The organism is Streptomyces sp. NPDC111744 (assembly GCF_055634995.1).
The window spans coordinates 33,219-53,861 of sequence record NZ_JBVKCG010000015.1; the positions used below are offsets into that span (position 1 = coordinate 33,219).

The window sequence follows — 20,643 nt, forward strand, 5'->3', positions numbered from 1 at the left end:
AGGGGCACCCGCATGCGGACCTACGACAACCCGGTCATCCCCGGATTCCACCCCGACCCGAGCGTGTGCCGGGTGGGGGAGGACTACTACCTGGTGTGTTCCAGCTTCGAGTACTTCCCCGGCGTCCCGCTCTTCCACAGCCGGGACCTGGTGAACTGGCGGCAGCTCGGCAACGTGCTGGACCGGCCCGGGCAGTTGACACTGGCCGACGGCACTCCGGCCTCGGCCGGTGTCTACGCCCCGACGATCCGGCACCACGACGGGCGCTTCCATGTCATCACCACCGATGTCAGTGGCGCCGGCACCTTCCTGGTCAGCGCCGAGCGGCCCGAGGGCCCCTGGTCCGACCCGGTGTGGGTCGACGTACCCGGCATCGACCCCGACCTCGCCTGGGACGAGAACGGCGACTGCTGGTGTGCCGTGGCCGGAAACGCGATCGCCCGGATAGACACCCGGAGCGGGAAGGTGCTGGAAGGCCCGCTGCCCCTGTGGTCGGGGACCGGCCTGCGGGACCCGGAGGCACCGCACCTGTACCGGGTGGGGGAGTGGTGGTACCTGCTGATCGCCGAGGGCGGTACGGCCCTCGGGCACGGGGTCTCGGTGGCCAGGGCCCGGTCCCCGCGCGGCCCCTGGGAGCCGGCGCCCGGCAACCCGCTGGTCTCGCACCGGGGCACCGGGTCGCCGATCCAGTGCACCGGGCACGCCGACCTGGTCCGGGCGGCCGACGGCAGCTGGTGGGCGGTGCTGCTCGGAACCCGTCCGCGAGGCTGGTTCCCGGAGTTCCACGTGCTCGGCCGGGAGACCTTCCTGGCGCCGGTGGAGTGGGCGGACGGCTGGCCGCACATGGGGGAGATACGGGAGCGCGAGACCGCACCGGCGGCCTGGCACCCGGTCGAACAGCCGCCCCTGCGCGACGACTTCACGGCCGACGCCCTCGCACCGCACTGGATCTCCCCGCGCAGCCGGCCGGACGGCTCCTGGTCGCTCGCCGAACGGCCCGGGTGGCTGACGCTCACGGCCACCGGGGACAGTCTCGACCGGCCCGGGCACACCTTCGTCGGCCGCCGCCAGCAGCACCCGGACTGCCGCGCGGCCACCCTGCTCGACCCGGGTCCGGCACGCGCGGGTCTCTCGGTCCGTATCGACGAGGCCCACCACTACGACCTGGAGGTGGGCGGGGGAGTGGTGAGCGCGGTCGCACGGATCGGGCCGTTGCGGCAGACGCTCGCCGAACGCGCGGTACCGCCGGGGCCGGTCACCCTCGCCATCGAGATCCGTACGACCCGGGTGCCGCCGCCCACCGCCGTCGCGCCCGGGAGCTCCGGGACGACCGGAGTCCGCCCGGCCGGGCCCGATGCCGTGACCCTTTCGGTCGAAACGTCCGACGGTGTCGTTCGGCTGGCCGAACTCGACGGCCGGTATCTCTCCACCGAGGTGGCGGGCGGCTTCACCGGCCGGGTCATCGGCATGTACGTCACCGAACACCGGGCCGCCTTCGACTGGTTCGAATACACGCCCATCAGCTGATGCGCGACACCTTGACGCTCCTGATCCTCCTTTCTAGAGTCGCGGTTCGGAACGTTCGGAGAAATTGTCGAATGTTTCGAACGACATAGACGCTGAGCCCTCGAAAGCTTCGAAGTCCCCGGAGAACCATCGATCAGGACGGCGTCGGTCGTCCCGTACCTCAAGGAGCGCATCATGGGCGACCCGGCACTGTCCCGTCGCGGTTTCCTGGCGGCCACCGCGGCCGCCGGTCTGGGCATGACCGCCCTCAGCGGCTGCGGTGGAGGCTCGGACGGAGGATCGTCGGGGACCACCACCATCGAGTGGTGGAACATCTCCACGACCAACCCGACCAAGGGCGTCTGGGCTGCCCTCGCCAAGAAGTTCGAGGCGCAGAACCCCAAGGTCAAGGTCAAGATCGTGCAGTTGGAGAACGACGCCTACAAGTCGAAGATGACGGCCCTGATCGCCTCCGGGAAGCTCCCCGACATCTTCCACACCTGGGGCGGCGGCGTCCTCCGGCAGCAGGTCGACGCCGGGCTCGTCAAGGACCTCACCGACCCCACCAAGTCCTGGGCTGAAGGCCTGCTCCCGGTCGCCAAGGAGCCGTACCTCATCGACAGCAGGACGTACGGCATCCCCTTCGACATCGGCATGGTCGGCTTCTGGTACAACAAGGCACTCTTCAAGAAGGCCGGGATCAGCACACCCCCCACCACGTGGAGCGCCTTCCTCGACGCCGTGAAGAAGCTGAAGGCCGCCGGCATCACCCCCCTCGCGCTGGCCGGCAAGGAGAGCTGGACCGGCATGTACTACTGGGCGTACCTGGCGATGCGCACCGCCGGGATCGACGCCCTCAAGAAGGCCGACGACGACAAGGACTTCACCGGCGACGGGTTCGTCCAGGCCGGACGGCACCTCAAGGACCTGGTCGCCCTGGAGCCTTTCCAGAAGGGCTTCCTGGGCGCCGCCTACTCCACCCCGACCGGCCAGGCCGCCACCGTAGGCAACGGCAAGGCCGCGATGGAGCTGATGGGCCAGTGGGCGCCGGTGGTCGAGGCCGACGCGGGCAAGGGCGTCGGCGCGAACCTGGGCTTCTTCCCGTTCCCGGCCGTGGAGGGCGGCAAGGGCACCATCACCGAGGTGTTCGGCGGCGGCGGCGGACACGCGCTGCGCGCCGACGCCCCACAGGCGGCCGTCGACTTCCTGAAGTTCTTCGCCTCCGAGACCACGGACGTGGAGTTGGTCAAGAAGACCGGCGTGCTGCCCGTCGTGCCTGCCGCCGAGAGTGCGCTGACCGACACCAACCTCAAGCTCGTACAGGCCCAGTTGAAGGCCGCCACCGGCTTCCAGCTCTACCTCGACCAGGCCTACGCCCCTGCCGTCGGACAGCAGGTCAACGACAGCGTCGCCGGGCTGATCGCCGGGTCCAAGTCGCCTGAAGACGTGGCCCAGGCGATCACCAAGACCGCGAAGGAAGAGCAGTAGGCCGGCCGATGACCTCGACCTACCTGTCCGGCACGCGGTCGGGACCGGACGCCCCGCCCCAGCCGCCCCCGTCCGCCGGCCGGACCCGCTCCCGGCGCCGGCTGCTGCACTGGCTCACCGCGATGGGCTTCCAACTGCCCGCCCTGGTCCTGTTCGGTGTGCTCGTCCTGCTGCCGATCCTGTTCGCGCTCTACGCCTCGTTCTTCCGCTGGGGCGGCTTCGGCATGCCCTCCGACTACACCGGCACCGACAACTTCACCCGGCTCTTCCAGGACGACGTCTTCCTCGGCGACCTGTGGCGCTGTCTGCTCCTGGTCCTGCTCTCGCTGGCGCTGCAACTGCCGTTCGCGCTCGCCATGGCGGTCCTGCTCAACCAGAAGATCCGCGGCCGGGCCGTCTACCGGATGCTGTTCTTCGCGCCCTATGTGCTGTCCGAGGCGATCACCGGTGTGCTGTTCGGCATGATCTTCGCGCCCGGCCAGGGGCTCGCCGACCATGTGCTGGGCGCCGTCGGGCTCGACGGCCTCGGCGGGGAGTGGTTCTCCGACCCCTCCACCGTGATGGCCACCCTCTTCCTGGTCATGACCTGGAAGTACTTCGGCTTCCACATGATGCTCTACCTGGCCGGACTCCAGTCCATCCCGGCCGAGTTGACGGAGGCGGCGATCGTCGACGGGGCGAACCCCTGGCAGCGCTTCCGCCATGTCACCCTGCCGCTGCTCGCCCCGACCCTGCGCATCAGCGTCTTCCTGTCGGTCATCGGCTCCATCCAGCTCTTCGACCTGGTCTGGGTGATCACCGCGGGCGGCCCCGACCACCACTCGGAGACCATGGCCGTGACCATGTTCCAGTACGGCTTCAAGCGCTACCAGGTCGGCTACGCCAGCGCGATCAGCGTGGTCATGTTCGCCATCAGCCTTGTCTTCGCCCTCGCCTACCAGCGGTTCGTGCTCCGCCGCGACCTGGCGGGCGCCACCACGAACATGAGGGGAGACGGCGCATGAGCGGCCGTAGGACCACCATACGGAACCTGCCCCTGCACCTGGTCCTCGTCGTGGTCGGCGCGGTGATGGTCGTACCCCTGCTGTACGCCGCCCTGTCCGGGTTCAAGTCCACCGGCGAGCTGTCCCGCAACCCGGTCGGGCTGCCCGACTCCTGGGTCCTCTCCAACTACACCGACATCCTCGGCTCCGGCGCGTTCTGGCGGCTGGTCGGCAACAGCACGCTGATCGCGGTGAGCACGACCGTGCTGGTGGTCGCCGTGGCGGCGCTCGCGGCCTTCTCCTTCGCACGGTTCGCCTTCCGGGGCCGTGAGGTGCTGTTCACGGTGTTCACGATGGGGTTGATGTTCCCCTTCGCGGTGGCGGCCCTGCCGCTCTTCCTGCTGCTGCGCTCGATGAACCTGCTGGACAACCCGCTGGGCGTGATCCTCCCGCAGGCCGCGTTCGGACTGCCGATGACCATCATCATCCTGCGCGGCTTCTTCCGGGAGATCCCGGGCGAGCTGGAGGAGGCGGCCACCCTGGACGGCTGCGGGCCGTTCGCCTTCTTCTGGCGGATCCTGCTGCCCATGGCCCGGCCCGCGCTCGGCACGGTCTCCGTGCTCGCGGTGGTCACCAGCTGGAACAACTTCTTCCTGCCGCTGCTGGTCTTCACCGACTCCACCTGGTGGACCATCCCGATCGGCGTGCAGCAGTTCCAGGGCCAGTACGCCACCGAGTACGCCCGGGTCTTCGCCTATCTGGTCCTCGCCATGGTTCCCGCCCTGGCCTTCTATTCGGTCGCCGAGCGGCAGCTCGTCGGCGGCCTCACCGCAGGCGCCACCAAGGGCTGAATCCGCACTCCCAACTGATCGGAGTCGCACGATGTCCCGCACACGTATCAGAATCGCCGGTGCCCTCGCGGCCGTGCTGGTGGCGGCGGGGGTGGCCACCGGCCCCGCCGCCCAGGCCCACGACCGGCCGCCCACCCTCGCCGAACTGGCCCAGCGGCACGGCCGTTACTTCGGCAGCGCCACCGACAACCCCGAACTCACCGACACCGCCTACACGAATATCCTCGGCACCGAGTTCGACATGATCACGCCCGGCAACGGCATGAAGTGGTACGCCACCGAGCCCCAGCAGGGCGTCTTCGACTGGACCAACGGTGACCAGATCGTCAACCTGGCCCGCGAGAACCACCAGCGGGTGCGTGCCCACACCCTGGTCTGGCACAGCCAGCTGCCCGACTGGCTCACCTCCCGCGCGTGGACGGCCACCAAACTGCGGGCGGTGCTGAAGAAGCACATCCAGACCGAGGTGCGGCACTACCGGGGCAAGGTCTACTCCTGGGACGTCGTCAACGAGGCCTTCAACGAGGACGGCAGCTACCGCGAGACCCTCTGGTACAAGACCCTCGGCCCCGGCTACATCGCGGACGCGCTGCGCTGGGCCCACCAGGCCGACCCGCACGCCAGGCTGTACCTCAACGACTACAACATCGAGGCCACCGGCCCGAAGAGCGACGCCTACTACGCGCTCGCCCAGGAGCTGAAGGCCGAGCACGTGCCGCTGAACGGCATCGGCTTCCAGGCCCACCTCGCCCTCCAGTACGGCTATCCGTCCACCCTGGAGGAGAACCTCCGCCGCTTCTCGCGACTCGGCCTGGACACCGCGCTTACCGAGGTGGACGTGCGGATGCAACTGCCCGCCACCGACGAGAAACTGGCCGAGCAGGCAACCTGGTACACCGATCTGACCAAGGCGTGCCTGGCGGTACGCCGGTGCGTGGGCGTGACGATCTGGGACTACACGGACAAGTACTCGTGGATCCCGGCGTTCTTCCCGGGCGAGGGCGCGGCCCTGCCCTGGGACGAGCGACTCGCTCCCAAGCCGGCCTACTTCGCGCTGCGCCAAGCGCTTGACTACAGGGGGTGACCAACCCTGTACGCACGTCGGGGCCGGTGCGCACCATGGGTGTGCGTCCGGCCCCTGCTTGTCACCGGGCGGAGCGGCGGGCCGCCCGGGGGTGGTGCGGTGTTGGTCAGGCGGCGGTCATCACGCTGCCGGCACCGAGCGGGCGGTGCGGGGCGATGATCTGGCCGTCGGGCAGAAGCTCACCGGTGTCCTCGAAGAGGAGAACGCCGTTGCACAGCAGGCTCCACCCCTGCTCCGGGTGGTGCGCCGTCAGGCGCGCGGACTCCCGGTCGGCGGATTCTGCTGTCGGGCACGGTGGCTGGTGCTGGCACATGAATGGGGTCTCTCGCTCTGTCGTGGTCATCTCGGTCCCCCGTGGTGATGAGTCGGTCGGAAACCAGTGTTGCCCTCCGGGCGGTGTTCCGCAGGGATTTCGCCGCACCGCTTCTCAATGGTTGGAGACGCGTCACCCGCGCGGACGGTTCACCTCGGCCGGGCTGTCGATTCGGGTGGTTTTCCATGGCCCGATGGAGCTAGTCAGGACAGCGGAGAAGGGTTATCGGGCTCTTAGGAGCGGCTAATTGCTCGTACGAGCGGCTTCCGGTGTCCCAGGTATTGACTTAAGGAAATACGAGCGTACCCCGTCACTCTTTCAAGGGTGGCGGGGTACGGCGGGTGACGTTCTCAGGCGGGTGTGATGAGCAGCGGGGCAGGGGTGACCCGATGGGTCAGCACCGGGAGGAGTTCGGCCACCGGGTGCGGCCGGTGCGCCGCGATACCGGGCGGGGCCGGGGCGAGCGGGACGAGCAGGTCGTTGGCGGCCGGGTGGCCCTCGGCGCCGTCGGCGGTGCAGTCGCCGTGCAGCCACAGGGTGAGCATGTAGAGGCCGGGCAGGGACAACAGGCGTGGCTGGTAGGTCTGTTGCAGGGCCTCGGCCTGGTGCAGGGCCCGCTCGGTGGAGGTGATGTAGGGCCCCTCGAAGAAGTGCGAGAAGGTCCAGCCGTCCGGGGTGAGCATCGTCTCGGCCGCGGCCACCGCGCGGTCGCCGCAGCGGATCATGAAGCGCCAGCCGGCCAGTCGGGTGGCGGACACGCCCTCCGGCGTGATCCGGTCCAGGACGTGTACGGGCAAAGGGAGTTCGGGGGTCACGGGTCCCTGAGCGGTGCGCAGGGAAGGGGTGCGGGCCTCGCGGACCGCGGTGGGCGAACCGAGGGCGGTGAGGACGGAACGCAGGGCGGGCGCGGGGGCAGGGGGGACTTGCAGCGGCATGGTGGGTCGCCTCTCATTCGACAGGCGCGGTGGCGCGAGGGCGGGGGCGGACGGCGCTGTCAGCTCACAGGGAGGTCAGAGAGGCGGGGGCCCGGTTCGGTGAAGAGAGGTGCGGGCGTTGCCTGCCGCACGTCATTCAGACGGCAGGAACCAGGACCGTGGGCCAGCCTTCTGCCTTGTTCGCGGAGTTTATACGACGCCTGTTCAGACGGTGTTTCACCGGCCCGTCCGGCAAAGCAGAACAAGGTGCAATTCAGCCGTTGATACGTGCGGAATCCTCCCGATTTCCGGCCCACTGCGACCGCGCTGACCTCGTAACACTCGGTTCTCGCGGTCGGCCGAATGTCGTCGGCGTTTTTCACGAGGGCAACGGGGAACCCGAAGTTGCATGATGCCCCATGCCCCGTGAATGTGCCGCAGGACACATTCCAACAGAGTAGCGGCTACCCGTGCCGCGCGCGACGTTATCGATCGCTTCCACGGGGCATCATCACAGCTGGACCCGGGACCACCGGCGGCCGGAACCTCGGTCCGCCCATTCGAGGAGGGACGCTTCGATGGGGGAGAAGGTCGTGGCGGGCCGGTTCGACCTGTCCGATCGCCAGCGCTACCGTGAAAAGCTCCGCAGTTGTCTGTCGGGGCTGGAGCGGCTGCTGGTGGAGAAGCGGTTCGACCGCCCCAAGAACCTCATGGGCGTCGAGATCGAATTGAATCTCGCCGGTGCGGACGGCATGCCGAGAATGTTGAACGGACAGGTTCTGGAACGTATCGCGAGCCGAGATTTCCAAACAGAACTCGCCATGTTCAATCTGGAAGTGAACATAGCTCCACACCGGCTCGGCGGCCGGGTATTCGACCGGCTCGACGAAGAACTCCGGACGTCGCTGGCGTACGCCGACCGCAAGGCGGGCGAGGTGGACGCCGGGATCGTGATGATCGGCATTCTGCCGACGCTGGAGAGGGACGACCTGGTCTCCGCGAACCTCTCCGAGGTCGATCGTTACACCCTGCTCAACGACCAGATCGTGGCGGCCCGGGGTGAGGACTTCATTCTCGACATCGAGGGCGTCGAGCACCTCAGGTGCACGTCGAAGTCGATCGTCCCCGAAGCCGCCTGCACCTCTGTCCAACTGCACCTCCAGGTCACCCCCGACCGCTTCGCCGACGTGTGGAACGCGGCGCAGGCGGCGTGCGCCGCGCAGATCGCCGTGGGCGCGAACTCCCCTTTCCTCTTCGGCCATGAACTGTGGCGGGAGTCCCGCCCCCCGCTGTTCCTCCAGGCCACGGACACCCGCCCGCCGGAGCTCCAGGCGCAGGGGGTACGGCCGCGCATCTGGTTCGGCGAACGCTGGATCAGTTCGGCGTACGAGCTGTTCGAGGAGAACCTGCGGTTCTTCCCGTCGCTGCTGCCGATCTGTGACGAGGAGGACCCGCTGGCCGTGCTGGACGCGGGCGGGGTGCCGAAGCTCGCGGAACTCGTCCTGCACAACGGCACGGTGTACCGCTGGAACCGGCCGGTGTACGGCGTCGCCGACGGCGTCCCGCACCTCCGCGTCGAGAACCGTGTCCTTCCGGCCGGGCCGACGATCACCGACGTCATCGCCAACGCGGCGTTCTACTACGGCCTGGTCCGTGCCCTCGCGGAGGAGTCACGACCGGTGTGGACCCGGCTGCCGTTCGCCGCGGCCGAGGCGAACTTCGACGCGGCGTGCCGGCATGGCATCGACGCGCGGCTGGTGTGGCCGAGGAGGGGCCGGCACGGCAGCGGTACGACGGAAGCGGACGCGGTCACGCTGGTCCGCGACGAGTTGCTGCCGCTGGCGGCGGCCGGACTGGACGCGTGGGGGGTGGAGGCCGCCGACCGGGACTTCTACCTGGGCGTGATCGAGGAGCGGTGCCGACGGCGGGTGAACGGGGCGTCCTGGCAGGCGGCGACGTTCCGTCGGGCGGTGGAGCGGGGGTTGCCGAGGGCGGAGGCGCTGGCCGCGATGACGCGGCGCTACGCGGAGCTGATGAATGCGGGGGAGCCGGTGCATACGTGGCCCGTGGGGTTATTGGAGCCGGCGCTGATGGGGTGAGGGTGATCGCGGAGGTGGTGGGGGCGGCGCGGTGAGATGACGGGTGCGGCGCCGCGGGGGCTGGTCGCGCAGTTCCCCGCGCCCCTTACGGGACGGTGAGGATTGCGGTCGCCTGCCAGGACGACCGTGTGGGTCCGGGACGGGGCGTCGACCTCAGCGGGACCGGCCGTTCCGGGATTCTCGGTTTTGCGCAGTTCGGTCAGCAGCACTGACGGGGGTCGGCCGCGCCCGCGCGGGGTTGATCGGGCAAGCTGTGACGTCCCAGCACGATGGGGATTGCTCGACCCGAGTCAGGAGTGCAGGTGGAGGCGGAGCAGGTGGCCGATTCATACCCTCTGGAGCGGCCCTCGCAGCGCATGTTCAGGGCCGAGACACTGCTCGTTCTGGGGCTTTCGCTCGGTGCGAGTGGAGTGTCAGCCCTGATCAGCTTTGTCGGATCGGTCACCAAACCGGGTGGGCTCAAGGACCAGGCGGCGACCCTCAACGCCTCCGCCGCGCCGGGCCGCCCATGGCTGGATCTCGCCTGGCAGCTGTTCGGCATCGCGAGCGCGCTCGTCCCCGTCCTCCTGGTCGCCCATCTCCTTCTGCGCGAGGGGGCGGGCCTGCGCACGCTCGGCTTCGACCGCACCCGCCCCTGGCCCGACCTCGGGCGCGGGGCGGGTGTCGCGGCGGTGATCGGCAGCACCGGAATCGCCTTCTACCTGGCCGCACGCGGCCTCGGCTTCAACCTCACGGTGGTGCCGGAGGCGCTGCCGGACGTGTGGTGGAAGTATCCCGTCCTGATCCTCTCCGCGATGCAGAACGCGATCCTCGAAGAGGTCATCGTCGTCGGTTATCTGCTGCGCCGGCTGGACCAGTTGGGGTGGAGCGCGGGCACGGCCCTGGTGGCCAGTTCCGTACTGCGCGGGTCGTACCACCTCTACCAGGGGATCGGCGGGTTCGTCGGCAACATGGTGATGGGCGTGGTCTTCGTCTACCTGTACCGGCGGCGGGGCCGGGTCGGTCCCCTGGTGGTGGCGCACTCCCTGCTCGACATCGGCGCGTTCGTCGGGTACGCGCTGCTGGCGGGCAAGGTGGGCTGGCTGCCTACGGCGTGAGCAGTTCCCCGTCGATGACGGTGACGGCCCGTCCGGTGAGCAGGGTGCGGTCGCCGCGCAGCGAGGTGCGGACGAAGCCGGTACGCCGGGAGGCCTGGAGCCCCGTCAGATCGGGCCTGCCGAGCCGGCCGGACCAGTGCGGTGCGAGGGCGGTGTGCGCACTGCCGGTCACCGGGTCCTCGTCGATACCGACGTTCGGGAAGAAGCTGCGGGAGACGTAGTCGTAGCCCTGGGCCGGGTCCGCGGCGCGGGCGGTGGCGATGATCCCGCGCGCGGAGTAGGCGCCGAGGGCTCTGAGGTCGGGGGAGAGACCGAGCACGGTCTTCTCGTCGGCGAGCTCGAGAAGCAGGTCGCCGACGTTCGGTCCGGTGTCGAAGGCGGCGACGGGTTCGGCGCCGAGCGCGTCGGCGACGCCGGCGGGGGTGTCGACGCGGGTGAGCGGGGCGGTGGGGAAGTCGAGGGTGATCGCCCCGTCCGCGCCGGGCGTCGCGATCAGCACCCCGCTCCGGGTGGCGAACCGCACGGGCCCCGGGTGTGCCCCCGTCGTGGCGATCACATGGGCGGTGGCGAGTGTGGCATGCCCGCACATCGCGACCTCCGTGACCGGGGTGAACCACCGCAACGCCCAGTCGGCGTCCCCGCCCTCGGGCAGGGGGTGTGCGAACGCGGTCTCGGCGTGGTTCACCTCCATGGCGACGTTCTGCATCCACCCGTCATCGGGGAATCCGTCCAGCAACACGACTCCGGCCGGGTTCCCGGCAAAGGCCCGCTCGGCAAAGGCATCGACGATTCGAATCCGCATGCCCCGAAGCTAGGGCTTCTACGACTCCACCGCCCAAGGCCAATCCGGCCCCGTTGGACCTATTTCCCTCCACTGGACCTGCCTCGGGGAGAAGGGGACAACGCGACCTGGCGCGCACCCACGTGAAGGGGCGAGCACGGGCGCCGTGCCGGAGGCGGGGGACTGCACGGGCCGACGTGACGGCTGTCCGCTCACGAACTACGACGCCGCGCCCGTCGGGGGCGCGGGGGGGCTGCGCGGGTCACCGCGACGGTGCCGCACCGGCTGTCCGATCGCGAGCTATGACGGGGCGCCCGTCGGGGGCGCGGGGGCTGCGCGAAACCGTGTGACGGCGCCGCACCGGTCAGCCGGACGTCCGCTCCCGCGGCGCCCGTGTCCCCGGCAACGAGATGGGCCGACCCGTTGGTGTCGGGTCGGCCGCTCCGCGCGGCACGTTCAGTCCGTGCCCAGTTCCATCGCTGCCCGGTCCAGCAGTTCGTCCGCGTCCGGCGCGGCCTCCCCGCGGGACGCGATCGCCTCGGCGCCGCCCTCCGGCATGCTGCCGATCAGCCCCGTCGCCGCAGCCTGCGCCGCCCCGATCGCCGGGTTGGTCGAGCCGATCAGACCCAGCCCCGCGTACTGCTCCAGCTTCGCGCGGGAGTCGGCGATGTCCAGGTTGCGCATGGTGAGCTGACCGATCCGGTCCACCGGACCGAACGCCGCGTCCTCGGTGCGCTCCATCGATAGCTTGTCGGGGTGGTAGCTGAACGCCGGACCCGTCGTGTCGAGGATCGAGTAGTCCTCGCCGCGCCGCAGCCGCAGCGTCACCTCGCCGGTGACGGCCGCGCCGACCCACCGCTGCAGCGACTCGCGGATCATCAGGGCCTGCGGGTCCAGCCAGCGGCCCTCGTACATGAGACGGCCCAGCCGCCGCCCCTCGTTGTGGTACTGGGCGACCGTGTCCTCGTTGTGGATCGCGTTCACCAGCCGCTCGTACGCGGCGTGCAGCAGCGCCATGCCCGGCGCCTCGTAGATCCCGCGGCTCTTGGCCTCGATGATCCGGTTCTCGATCTGGTCGGACATGCCGAGGCCGTGCCGGCCGCCGATCGCGTTGGCCTCCATGACCAGTTCGACGGCGGTCCCGAACTCCTTGCCGTTCACGGTCACAGGACGGCCCTGGTCGAAGCCGATCGTCACGTCCTCGGGGAGGATCTCGACCTCGGGGTCCCAGAATCGCACGCCCATGATCGGGTCGACGGTCTCGATGCCGTTGTCCAGGTGCTCCAGGGTCTTCGCCTCGTGCGTGGCGCCCCAGATGTTGGCGTCCGTGGAGTACGCCTTCTCGGTGCTGTCCCGGTACGGCAGCCCGTGCGCGAGCAGCCACTCGGACATCTCCTTGCGGCCGCCGAGCTCGGTCACGAAGTCCGCGTCCAGCCAGGGCTTGTAGATCCGCAGATGCGGGTTGGCGAGCAGCCCGTACCGGTAGAACCGCTCGATGTCGTTGCCCTTGAAGGTCGAGCCGTCGCCCCAGATCTGGACGTCGTCCTCCAGCATCGCCCGCACCAGCAGTGTGCCGGTGACGGCACGGCCGAGAGGGGTGGTGTTGAAGTACGCCCGCCCGCCCGAGCGGATGTGGAACGCGCCGCAGGTCAGCGCCGCCAGGCCCTCCTCCACCAGCGCGGCCCGGCAGTCGACCAGACGCGCGATCTCGGCACCGTAGGTCTGCGCGCGGCCGGGCACCGAGGCGATGTCGGGCTCGTCGTACTGGCCGATGTCGGCGGTGTAGGTGCACGGAACGGCGCCCTTGTCGCGCATCCACGCGACGGCGACCGAGGTGTCGAGCCCGCCGGAGAAGGCGATGCCGACGCGCTCGCCGGCGGGAAGGGAGGTGAGGACCTTGGACATAGGAAGAGTATGCACCACACCGCATGGTCATGCAACGCCGCAGTTCATGGCTGAACGGGTCGGCGGACGGATGGGTGGAGGGGGTTGCCATTCGATCGCTCCCGATATATCGTTGACGCATCGCGAACGATACGCGACAGATCAACGATGGAATGGAGTGATTGCGATGCGTTCCCACGGACATGAGCGTGGACATGGAGAGCGACAGGGCCGCCGTGCGGCCTTCGGGCCCTTCGGCCCGGGTGGCCCCGGCTTCGGCCCCGGCGGGCCCGGTTTCGGACCCGGGCACTGGGGGCCGCGAGGGCGCGGCGGTCCCAGGGGAAGGGCGCGGCGCGGTGACGTACGGGCCTCGATCCTGGCCCTGCTGAAGGACCGCCCGATGCACGGCTACGAGATGATCCAGGAGATCGCCGAGCGCAGCGGCGGTGCGTGGAAGCCCAGCCCCGGCTCGGTCTACCCCACCCTCCAGCTGCTGGAGGACGAGGGCCTGATCACCAGTGAGAGCGAGGGCGGCAAGAAGCTGTTCTCCCTCACCGACAGCGGCCGTACGGCCGCCGACGAGGGTCCGGACGCCCCCTGGGAAGAGGCTTCCCGCGGCGTCGACTTCGAGGCCCTCGGCGAGATCCGGCAGGCCGGCTTCGGTCTGATGGAGGCCTTCGGGCAGGTCTGGAAGACCGGCACCAAGGAACAGCGCGAGAAGGCGCTGGCCGTCATCAACGAGACCCGCAAGAAGCTGTACCTCATCCTCGCCGACGAGGACTGATCCTCGTGGGCACGGCGAACAGGGCGCCCCGCGAAGAGATCCGCGGGGCGCCCCTCCGTCGTCTCGGGGCAGGACTCAGGCCACCAACCCGGCCAGCTTGCGCAGCGACTCGTTGAGGGCCGCCGTCGCCGAGTCCTTGAGCTTGCCCGCCATCAGCGACACGGCCGCGCCCGTGAACTCGCCGTCGATCCGCACCACCGTCGCGTCCCCGTCCGGGGTCAGTGTGTAGCGGGTCGCGACGGTCACCGCCATCGGGCCCTTGCCGCGGATCGCCAGCACCCGCGCCGGCTCCAGCTCCTCGATGGTCCACTCGACCTCAGCCGGGAAGCCCATCAGCTTCATGTTCTCCTGGAAGGTCCCGCCCACCGCCAGGTTCTCGGGGCCGCCCTTCGGGAAACTGGTGTGGGTCGCGTTCCACTCCCCGTACGCCGGCCAGTCGGTGAGCTGTGCCCACACCTTCTCGGCCGGTGCCTGGATGCGTGCCTCCGCGCTGACTTCGGCCATGCGACCACCCCTTCGTATCAGGCTACGGTGTCGCGGAACGTAGCCGCAGGGCCTCGAACATTCAATACTGATGAACCGTCAGGAAATGTGCGGATCCCCGGCCATGCCCGGAGTCTCAGCCCACCCGCCGTATCTCCGCCGCGTCGAACAGGTCCCACGCCCGTGGGAACGCGCTCTCGTCGTGACAGTGCCACGCTTCCCAGAAGAGGTCCGCGAGCAGCGCGTCCTCGGGCGCGTACACCCGGTACACGTACTGCCTGCCGTCGACCGACGGCAGCGCGACCAGCCAGCAACCGCACGCGCTCTCCACATCGACGACAGACGTACGAGCGGTGTGCGGCGGTTGCGCACGAGGCGCACGGCAACAGGGCGCGCGCCCCCGAGGGGGAATCGGCCTGATCTCATCCGTAAGGAGGAGATTCCGGCCGTCGCCGTCCACTCTTCGTGGGACGTGAAGATGCTTCCCCTCGGCGATGACTCAAGCGCTTGCGGTTGATGAGGTAGGGGTGTGCAACCCCGTATTCCCCGCCGGCCCGTCCAGGACCACGGCAGCATCCACGCGGACGACGATGCCGGGCTCGGCGACGAGCTGGCAGCGGTGGTCGCCGGTGCCCGTCGGCGGGCCGTGCGGGACGGGGACCGCCAGGTCGACACCGCCCATCTGCTGCACTCCCTGATCGAGTACGACCCCGAGGTCCGTGCCGTCATCGGTGACGCCCCGCAACTCGCCCGTCTGCTCGGCTATCTCGTGCAGCGCAGCATCGGCTACGGGTTGCGCTGGCAGAGCGGGGTCGAGGACTCCGGCGCGCTCCCGGCCGTTTCACAGGCTGCGGCGGTGGGTGACGGGGCGTGGTCGCCGGTGGCTGCGGCCGCTCTGGAGTACGCCCGCAGCCGCGCCCGGCGCCGCACCGCCGACCAGGCCGACGGCACCGATCTGCTGGCGGGCCTGGTCGTCGACCCGGAGTCCCGGGCCGTGGAGGTGCTGGAGCGGGCCGGAGTGGCCGCCCCTGCCCTGGCCGTGCGGATCGACGGGGACGGCGGAGTGCGCGCCACCGAGGCGGAGAGTCGCACGTCCAGCCGTTGAGACAGGGGTCAAAGGGGGTGACGCTCATGTCGCCCCCTGTCATCATGTGCCGGTGCGTATCACCGACAGCAGTCATGGAAGGGGCCTCGGGCTCTCCCTCGCCCTCGGATCGGCGCTCGCCTTCGGCGGGTCCGGAGTCGCGGCCAAGCCGCTGATCGAAGCCGGGCTCGACCCGCTGCACGTGGTGTGGCTTCGGGTGGCCGGGGCCGCCCTGGTGATGCTGCCGCTCGCCGTCCGCCACCGTGACCTGCCGCGTCGTCGGCCCGCGCTGATCGCCGGGTTCGGCCTGCTCGCCGTCGCGGGTGTCCAGGCCTGCTACTTCGCCGCGATCTCCCGCATCCCGGTGGGGGTGGCGCTGCTCGTGGAGTACCTCGCCCCCGCGCTGGTGCTCGGCTGGGTCCGCTTCGTACAGCGCCGGCCGGTCACCCGCGCCGCTGCCCTCGGCGTCGTCCTCGCGGCCGGCGGCCTCGCCTGCGTCGTGGAGGTGTGGTCGGGGCTGAGCTTTGACGCGCTGGGGCTGGCGCTGGCCCTGGGGGCGGCCTGCTGTCAGGTGGGCTACTTCGTGCTCGCCGATCACGGTGGGGGCGACGGGGTGGATCCCCTGGGGGTCATCGCGTACGGGCTGTTGGTGGGGGCCGGTGTGCTGACGGTCGTGGCACGGCCGTGGGCGATGGACTGGTCGGTGCTGGCCGGCTCCGCGCGGATGAACGGGTCGACGGTGCCGGCGGCCGCCCTGCTGGTGTGGATCGTGCTGGTCGCGACGGTCGTCGCCTACGTCACCGGTGTGTTGTCGGTACGGCGGCTGTCCCCGCAGGTCGCCGGGGTGGTGGCCTGCCTTGAGGCGGTCGTGGCAACGGTGCTGGCCTGGGTGCTGCTGGGGGAGAGGCTGGCGTTGCCGCAGGTACTGGGCGGGGCCGTGGTGCTGCTGGGCGCTTTCATCGCGCAGTCGTCGGCTCCGGCGAAGGAGTCGGTGGTGGGCCGGAGTGCGGTGGAGGAGCGGGTCGCCTCGACGCCTGCGGGGTGACCGGCCCGTCGGCGGGTGCGGACGTTCCGTGGCGGGTCGTACCCCGCCAGGGCCCCGCGCCCCTGCCGAGGGGCGCGTCAGCCCTTGCCGGAACGTGCGTCAGCCGCGCTCGAGGTACGACGGAACCGGGACGTCCGCCGCCAGGTCGCCGTTGGCGATCGGAGCGTCGTAGCCCTTCCGCAGCGGCACCACGCCCGCCCAGTACGGAAGGTCCATGTCCTCGGGCTCGTCGTTGGCGCCGCCCGTGCGGGTCTTGGCCGAGACCTCGGCCAGGTCCAGGCGGATCACCGCCGTCGCGGCCAGTTCCTTCCGGTCGGCCGGGCGGGAGTCGGCGGAGCGGCCCGGCACCACGTGGTCGACCAGGGAGTCCAGCGCGAGCCGCTTCTCCTCGGGGTCGGTGACCTGGTGGGCGACTCCGTGCACCACGACCGAGCGGTAGTTGATCGAGTGGTGGAAGGCGGAGCGGGCCAGCACCAGGCCGTCGACATGGGTGACCGTGACGCACACCGGGAGCCCGGGGTCGGCCTGGCCGGTCATCCGCAGGGGGCGCGAGCCCGTCGAGCCGTGCAGGTACAGCACCTCGCCGACCCGGGCGAACAGCGTGGGCAGCACCACCGGCGCGCCGTCGCGCACGAAGCCGAGGTGGCAGAGGTACCCCTCGTCGAGGATCGAGTGCACCACTTCCCTGTCGTACGACGCCCTCTCCGCAGAGCGCGTCGGGACGGTGCGGTCGGTCGGGGTGTAGGCGGCGGGCTGTGCCGGTACGGTCCCCTGCACGGCGGTGGTTCCCATTGCACATCTCCATTGCACTAGTGCATAATCTGCTTTGTGCTAGGAGAATATAGGATCGAAGGCCGGGGCGCAGCGGAGATCGCGGCCAGCGTCGAGCGCGCGGTGGGTGCGGGCGAGCTGGAGCCGGGTCAACTGCTGCCACCGATGCGGGAGTTGGCGACCCGGCTCGGGGTGAATCCCAATACGGTCGCGGCTGCCTACCGCACCCTGCGTGAGCGCGGGGTCATCGAGACCGCCGGCCGACGGGGCAGCCGTGTGCGGTCCAAGCCGGCCACCACCGGGCGGGACCAGATCCGGGTCGACGTCCCGGCCGGCGTGCGGGACCTGTCCTCCGGCAACCCCGACCCCGCGCTGCTCCCCGCCCTCGCGCCGGTCCTGGCGGCGATGGCGGCCGACGAGGGCGACCGCCCCCCGGTCCTCTACGGCGCCGACCCCGTCGAGCCGGAGCTGGAGCGGATCTCGCGCGCCGAACTCGCCGCTGACGGCCTGCCCGACGGACCGCTCACCGTCACCTCCGGCTCCCTCGACGCCGTCGAGCGGGTCCTGCTGGCGCACCTCAAGCCGGGCGACCCGGTCGCCGTCGAGGACCCCGGCTGGGGCCGCACCCTCGATCTCGTCCCCGCACTGGGGCTGCGCACCGTCCCGGTGGCCGTCGACGACGACGGACCGCGCGCCGACAGCCTGCGTCGAGCGCTGGAGTCCGGGGCGCGCGCCCTGATCGTCACCGCCCGGGCGCACAACCCCACCGGCGCCGCGGTGAGCGCCGCACGCGCGCGTGCGCTGCGTGCCGTGCTGCGCGACCACCCGCACACCCTGCTGATTGAGGACGACCACGGCCACGGCATCGTCGATCTCCCGCTGCATCCCCTGGTGGGCACCACCAGGCACTGGGCCTTCGTCCGCTCGGTCGCCAAGGCCTACGGCCCGGACCTGCGGCTGGCCGTCGTGACCGGCGACGAGGTCACCGTCGACCGGGTGCGGGGCCGGCAGCGGCTGGGCCCGGGCTGGGTGAGCCGCCTGCTCCAGCGCACGGTGATCCGGATGCGGACGGACGGCGCGGTGCACGGCCCGGAGGTGGCGGCGGCCTACCGGGCCCGCCGTGAACTGCTCATCGACGCGCTCGCGGACCACGGCATCGAGGCCCACGGCCGCAGCGGCATGAACGTCTGGGTCCCGGTCCCGGACGAGACGGGCGCGGTGTCCCGTCTGCTGCACGAGGGGTGGGCGGTGTCCCCTGGGGCGGTGTACCGCCTGGCCTCCCCGCCCGGCATCCGGATCACCGTCTCGACATTGACCCCCGAGGAGACCGGTCCGTTGGCGGCGGCCGTGGCCGCAGCGGTCACACCAGCGAGGGGCCGCATCCAAGCCTAGGCGGGACCAGGCGTCCCTTGGGGGCGCGGACGGGGCACATGCCGTCCACCCTGCTGGAGCAGACGTCGTAGCGCGAGCGGGACTTGACGAGCAGCACCTCTTAGAATCGCTTACATGCGGGCCGACGCCGACCGCCGCCCCTCGATCCGGGCGGCCGTACAGGCCCTGCGGGGCGCGGCAAAGACGATCTCCTGAACCGCCCCGCGACCTGCCGAACAAGCGGACTGTGGCCGCTCAGCGCAGCACCACGCTCGCGGCACGCGGCCCGGCCGCCCTCTGGGGCACCCTGGCCGCGGCCACCCTCCTGTCCGCCGCGGCCGTCGCCATCGAGCAGGCCCCGGACGCGACGCTCCTCAGCCCCCCAGCTTGCGGAAGTCCCAGGAGGCGATCTTCGCCGGGGTGAGCCGGGCCCAGGCGTGCCGGCCGTCGTGGGGCATCTCGTCCAGGCCGAAGTTCTTTCGGGCGAACAGCGTCTCGACGTAGTCGAGTTCGGCGACCAGTTCACCGGTGCGCGGCACCTCGCCCACGAACTCGACGGTCCCTCGCAGCTCCACGCCACGCAACTGGTCGTACTCCTCGCCGGAGTCGACGACGACCGCCACCCGCGGATCGCGGCTCAGGTCCTTCCAGCGCTGGCTGCGCACCACCGAGTAGAGCCACAGCGACTTGCCGTCCCAGGCGAACCACAGGGCGCTGACATGCGGGGCGCCTGTCGCCGAGATGGTCGCGACCCGGCAGGTGCGCTGTGTGGTGAGGAACTCGTCCAGCTCACCGGGCGTCATCATGATCTTGCGGCCCCGGCGCTGAGTGACGGTCATGCGGCCCCCTCTTCTTCCGTTCCCGCGGAATGCTGGTTAGTCTCGCCCGCCCCGCACCAAGGTGGAAGGGGGCCGTTACATGCCGTCGTACGAACGGCTTGCGGAGCTCATCGATCCCGTGAGCACCGTCCTGCTCACCGTGGAGTGCCAGCAGGGCGTGGTCGGGCCGCAGAGCGCGCTGCCCGAACTCGCCCATGAGGCCAGGGCGTCGGGCGCCCTCGGCAACATCGCACGGCTGGTCGCCGCCGCGCACGACACCGGCGTCCAGGTGATCCATGCGCTCGCCGAACGCCGCCCCGACGGCCGGGGCGCGAGCCGCAACGCCCGCCTGTTCCGAGCCGCCGAGCGGCTGCCCGTACAGCAGCTCTCCGGCACTTCGGCGGTCCGCGTCGCGCCCCCCATCGAGGTCTCGGAGGAGGACCTGGTCGTACGGCGGCTGCACGGCCTGTCGCCGATCCAGGGGACCGACGTCGACCCGCTGCTGCGCAACCTCGGCTGCCGCACCCTGATCGTCACCGGGGTCTCGGCCAACGTGGCCGTCCCCAACGCCGTTTTCGACGCGGTGAACCGGGGCTACACGGCCGTCGTCCCGGCCGACGCCATCGCGGGAGTGCCCGCCGAGTACACCCCCGCGATGGTCCGCCATACCCTCGCGCTGGTCGCCACGGTCGCGACCACGAACGAGGTGCTCGGCTGCCTCACGAACCCACGCAGGGCCTGAGCCGAGGGTCAGGCCAGGGTGATCTGGTCGCCCGAGACCGTGATGTTCGCGGCCGTCAGACCCGTGGTCGCCGGGCCGTGCTTCACGCTGCCGTCCTCTATGGAGAACTGGCTGCCGTGGCAGGGGCAGACGATCGCCCCGTTGGCCACGCTGGTCACCGGGCAGCCGGCGTGCGGGCACTTGGTCGCGAACGCCTTGTAGGTGCCGGACGTCGGCTGGGTGACGACCACGGCCTGGTCCTTGAAGATCGTGCCGCCGCCCTCGGGGATGTCCGAGGTCTTGGCGAGCGCGGTGCCGCCGGCCGCCGCGGTGGAGGTGTCGGTCGAGCCGCCGCCCGAGCCGTTGCTGTCCTGGGTGGTGGAGCCACCGCCCGCGTTGTTCGTGGTCGTCGAGCTCGACGAGTCGTCCGACGACCCGCAGGCGGTCAGCGCGGCGGCGAGCCCCGCCGCTCCGGCAGCCGCCATGATCGTACGACGCGCCGGTCCGGCTGAGGGGTTGAGCGATGCGCTGGTCATGTGAGGGGGTCCCTTCCGCGGAGCTTCTCG

General features: G+C 70.6%; 21 protein-coding genes. 12 read left to right on the plus strand and 9 right to left on the minus strand.

Going from position 1 to position 20,643, the window contains the following annotated elements:
* Positions 1-12: 12 nt before the first annotated feature.
* From ACZ7OO_RS28845 to ACZ7OO_RS28865, 5 genes are all read left to right on the plus strand, one after another.
* Positions 13-1,527 carry a glycoside hydrolase family 43 protein gene (locus ACZ7OO_RS28845; RefSeq protein WP_471509088.1) on the plus strand — a complete coding sequence of 505 codons (1,515 nt, stop codon included), beginning with the start codon at positions 13-15 and terminating at the stop codon, positions 1,525-1,527.
* Positions 1,528-1,701: 174 nt separating this feature from the next.
* Complete coding sequence (locus tag ACZ7OO_RS28850) at positions 1,702-2,994, plus strand: extracellular solute-binding protein (protein WP_471509090.1); 1,293 nt, start codon at positions 1,702-1,704, stop codon at positions 2,992-2,994.
* 8 nt (positions 2,995-3,002) lie between these two features.
* The gene (locus tag ACZ7OO_RS28855) at positions 3,003-3,998 is read left to right on the plus strand and encodes a carbohydrate ABC transporter permease (RefSeq protein ID WP_352222076.1); all 996 of its coding nucleotides are present in this window, start codon (positions 3,003-3,005) and stop codon (positions 3,996-3,998) included.
* On the plus strand, positions 3,995-4,828 hold the full coding sequence (locus tag ACZ7OO_RS28860) for a carbohydrate ABC transporter permease (RefSeq protein ID WP_471509092.1): 834 nt from the start codon (positions 3,995-3,997) through the stop codon (positions 4,826-4,828). Before ACZ7OO_RS28855 ends, ACZ7OO_RS28860 begins: the two co-directional genes overlap by 4 nt.
* Positions 4,829-4,859: 31 nt before the next feature.
* Entirely contained in the window at positions 4,860-5,912 is a 1,053-nt protein-coding gene (locus ACZ7OO_RS28865) for an endo-1,4-beta-xylanase (RefSeq protein ID WP_471509094.1), read from the plus strand.
* A gap of 106 nt (positions 5,913-6,018) precedes the next feature.
* On the opposite strand, the gene ACZ7OO_RS28870 is transcribed toward ACZ7OO_RS28865, so the two are convergent.
* Positions 6,019-6,225, minus strand: coding sequence for a DUF5999 family protein (locus ACZ7OO_RS28870; RefSeq protein ID WP_046727224.1), 207 nt, complete (start codon positions 6,223-6,225; stop codon positions 6,019-6,021).
* Positions 6,226-6,575: 350 nt separating this feature from the next.
* The gene (locus ACZ7OO_RS28875; RefSeq protein WP_471509096.1) at positions 6,576-7,160 is read right to left on the minus strand and encodes a hypothetical protein; all 585 of its coding nucleotides are present in this window, start codon (positions 7,158-7,160) and stop codon (positions 6,576-6,578) included.
* Positions 7,161-7,717: 557 nt separating this feature from the next.
* Here ACZ7OO_RS28875 and ACZ7OO_RS28880 point away from each other — a divergent pair.
* Together ACZ7OO_RS28880 and ACZ7OO_RS28885 are read left to right on the plus strand one after the other, a co-directional pair.
* A complete protein-coding gene (locus ACZ7OO_RS28880; protein ID WP_471509098.1) occupies positions 7,718-9,238 on the plus strand; it encodes a glutamate-cysteine ligase family protein in 1,521 nt (506 codons plus the stop codon).
* Between the two features lie 296 nt (positions 9,239-9,534).
* Positions 9,535-10,335 carry a CPBP family intramembrane glutamic endopeptidase gene (locus ACZ7OO_RS28885; RefSeq protein WP_471509376.1) on the plus strand — a complete coding sequence of 267 codons (801 nt, stop codon included), beginning with the start codon at positions 9,535-9,537 and terminating at the stop codon, positions 10,333-10,335.
* Here ACZ7OO_RS28885 and ACZ7OO_RS28890 read toward each other — a convergent pair.
* Positions 10,325-11,137 (minus strand): PhzF family phenazine biosynthesis protein, encoded by an 813-nt coding sequence (locus tag ACZ7OO_RS28890; RefSeq protein ID WP_471509100.1) that lies wholly within the window; start codon positions 11,135-11,137, stop codon positions 10,325-10,327. The two genes, ACZ7OO_RS28885 and ACZ7OO_RS28890, sit on opposite strands and share 11 nt — an antisense overlap.
* A 435-nt stretch (positions 11,138-11,572) precedes the next feature.
* Complete coding sequence (gene argG / locus ACZ7OO_RS28895; RefSeq protein WP_352222082.1) at positions 11,573-13,021, minus strand: argininosuccinate synthase; 1,449 nt, start codon at positions 13,019-13,021, stop codon at positions 11,573-11,575.
* Between the two features lie 166 nt (positions 13,022-13,187).
* On the opposite strand from argG, the gene ACZ7OO_RS28900 reads away from it, so the two are divergent.
* Positions 13,188-13,784 (plus strand): PadR family transcriptional regulator, encoded by a 597-nt coding sequence (locus ACZ7OO_RS28900; protein WP_471509102.1) that lies wholly within the window; start codon positions 13,188-13,190, stop codon positions 13,782-13,784.
* A 75-nt stretch (positions 13,785-13,859) separates the two neighbouring features.
* On the opposite strand, the gene ACZ7OO_RS28905 is transcribed toward ACZ7OO_RS28900, so the two are convergent.
* Together ACZ7OO_RS28905 and ACZ7OO_RS28910 are read right to left on the minus strand one after the other, a co-directional pair.
* Positions 13,860-14,288, minus strand: a complete 429-nt coding sequence (locus ACZ7OO_RS28905; RefSeq protein ID WP_471509104.1) for a type II toxin-antitoxin system Rv0910 family toxin — start codon at positions 14,286-14,288, stop codon at positions 13,860-13,862.
* Positions 14,289-14,403: 115 nt separating this feature from the next.
* A complete protein-coding gene (locus ACZ7OO_RS28910; RefSeq protein ID WP_471509106.1) occupies positions 14,404-14,598 on the minus strand; it encodes a hypothetical protein in 195 nt (64 codons plus the stop codon).
* Positions 14,599-14,796: 198 nt separating this feature from the next.
* Between ACZ7OO_RS28910 and ACZ7OO_RS28915 the strand changes: the two genes are divergently transcribed.
* Both ACZ7OO_RS28915 and ACZ7OO_RS28920 read left to right on the plus strand, forming a co-directional pair.
* On the plus strand, positions 14,797-15,372 hold the full coding sequence (locus tag ACZ7OO_RS28915) for a hypothetical protein (protein ID WP_471509107.1): 576 nt from the start codon (positions 14,797-14,799) through the stop codon (positions 15,370-15,372).
* A gap of 46 nt (positions 15,373-15,418) precedes the next feature.
* A complete protein-coding gene (locus ACZ7OO_RS28920) occupies positions 15,419-16,396 on the plus strand; it encodes an EamA family transporter (protein WP_471509109.1) in 978 nt (325 codons plus the stop codon).
* Positions 16,397-16,495: 99 nt separating this feature from the next.
* On the opposite strand, the gene ACZ7OO_RS28925 is transcribed toward ACZ7OO_RS28920, so the two are convergent.
* Positions 16,496-17,173 (minus strand): pyridoxamine 5'-phosphate oxidase family protein, encoded by a 678-nt coding sequence (locus ACZ7OO_RS28925; RefSeq protein ID WP_471509378.1) that lies wholly within the window; start codon positions 17,171-17,173, stop codon positions 16,496-16,498.
* Positions 17,174-17,224: 51 nt separating this feature from the next.
* Between ACZ7OO_RS28925 and ACZ7OO_RS28930 the strand changes: the two genes are divergently transcribed.
* Positions 17,225-18,559 carry an aminotransferase class I/II-fold pyridoxal phosphate-dependent enzyme gene (locus ACZ7OO_RS28930; protein WP_471509111.1) on the plus strand — a complete coding sequence of 445 codons (1,335 nt, stop codon included), beginning with the start codon at positions 17,225-17,227 and terminating at the stop codon, positions 18,557-18,559.
* Between the two features lie 353 nt (positions 18,560-18,912).
* Here the strand turns inward: ACZ7OO_RS28930 and ACZ7OO_RS28935 are convergent, their stop codons facing one another.
* The gene (locus ACZ7OO_RS28935) at positions 18,913-19,377 is read right to left on the minus strand and encodes a pyridoxamine 5'-phosphate oxidase family protein (RefSeq protein WP_352222091.1); all 465 of its coding nucleotides are present in this window, start codon (positions 19,375-19,377) and stop codon (positions 18,913-18,915) included.
* A 79-nt stretch (positions 19,378-19,456) separates the two neighbouring features.
* Between ACZ7OO_RS28935 and ACZ7OO_RS28940 the strand changes: the two genes are divergently transcribed.
* The gene (locus ACZ7OO_RS28940; RefSeq protein ID WP_471509114.1) at positions 19,457-20,098 is read left to right on the plus strand and encodes a cysteine hydrolase family protein; all 642 of its coding nucleotides are present in this window, start codon (positions 19,457-19,459) and stop codon (positions 20,096-20,098) included.
* Positions 20,099-20,106: 8 nt separating this feature from the next.
* Here ACZ7OO_RS28940 and ACZ7OO_RS28945 read toward each other — a convergent pair whose 3' ends face one another.
* The gene (locus tag ACZ7OO_RS28945; RefSeq protein ID WP_471509116.1) at positions 20,107-20,613 is read right to left on the minus strand and encodes a Rieske (2Fe-2S) protein; all 507 of its coding nucleotides are present in this window, start codon (positions 20,611-20,613) and stop codon (positions 20,107-20,109) included.
* Positions 20,614-20,643: the final 30 nt, after the last annotated feature.